This is a genomic window from Vibrio sp. 1069, assembly GCF_033340555.1.
Genome location: NZ_JAWOWP010000097.1, coordinates 1 through 1138 on the forward strand (window position 1 = coordinate 1; position 1138 = coordinate 1138).

At 42.4% G+C, this 1138-nt stretch carries 1 protein-coding gene and 1 pseudogene; both read right to left on the reverse strand.

All coding sequences use genetic code 11. The features are described 5' to 3' along the window. Window positions 1–500: PAS domain-containing protein (locus R7040_RS24665; RefSeq protein ID WP_318097303.1), on the reverse strand; the 500-nt coding region annotated here is incomplete at its 3' end. Window positions 501–780: 280 nt separating this feature from the next. Next, window positions 781–1138, reverse strand: a pseudogene (locus R7040_RS24670) (acetate kinase); the annotation flags it as partial.

A 1138-nucleotide genomic window follows, 5' to 3' on the forward strand; every position in this document is an offset into this window, starting at 1 on the left:
TTAAGCACTGTACCGTCTAACGTAAATTCAATGACTGCCATCGAGCGGCTCAGTGCATTCAGCATGTCTTCGTACTCGCGCGATGTCGTGATCGTTCGAGTCAGTTCAGAGGCAAACACAAAAAAGCTCTCAACCTGGTCACTTGTGTTTCGCACAGGCTGAATAACCACTCTTAACCACGCTTCTTCACCATCCCCCTTGGTGATTTGAAACGCGCCATTCCAGAATGCTTTTGCTTGAACCGACTGTTTCATGCGGTAAAAGTGGTCAGTATTTCTAACGTTTGATGGTACAAGGTCAGAAATATGCTTCGCCAAGATGTCCTTATCTGACAGTGAAAGTTGCTGCAAAAACTTTTGGTTTGCCGATGTGACTTTGCCTTTCGCATCCAACGTCAGCCTTAACATTTCTTCGTCTAGGCTTTGCTGGATCTGTTGTAGGCTGTAGAGCTCTTGTTTTAATCGTTGGTTTTCTTGTTGAAGCGACTTATTAAAAAACATTACTTTCCCTTACTCGACCAATCTATTGATTAATCAAAGGTTTATTATTTATATCTATACAGCTCGATATTACTCAGGTAGCAGTATACTGGAATTTAGACTTGGCTCACAATTAATTACATTAATATCACTAGAGGGCATTTGTTAATCAATGTGAACGACAAAATCACAATTAGATTCGGGCAAGACGCTTATATGAGGAAAGTGAAGTGATAGATCAAAAAAAAAGCTCTTTCCTTACGGAAAGAGCTTTGACTTAGTTCCCAAAATTTTTGCCGTTTTACAGCAGTTCCACCGACTGTTGAGCGATTACCCACTCTTCGTTGGTAGGAATAACCAGTGCTTTCGCACCTAGCAACTCAGATGTAGCAATCACACCTGCGTTACCAAATCGAGCGTCTTCGTTACCTTTCACATCTTCAACAAAACCTAGCAGTTTTAGGTTTTTCAGAATTTCACGACGAATTGGCATAGAGTTCTCGCCAATACCGCCAGTGAAGATGATGCCGTCGAATGAATCAAGCGCAGCAAGGTAAGAAGCGATGTATTTAGACACACGGTATGTGAACACTTGGAATGCAAGGGCAGCGCCTTCATGGCCTTCTTCCATTGCTTCCAAAATACCGCGTGCGTCGCTT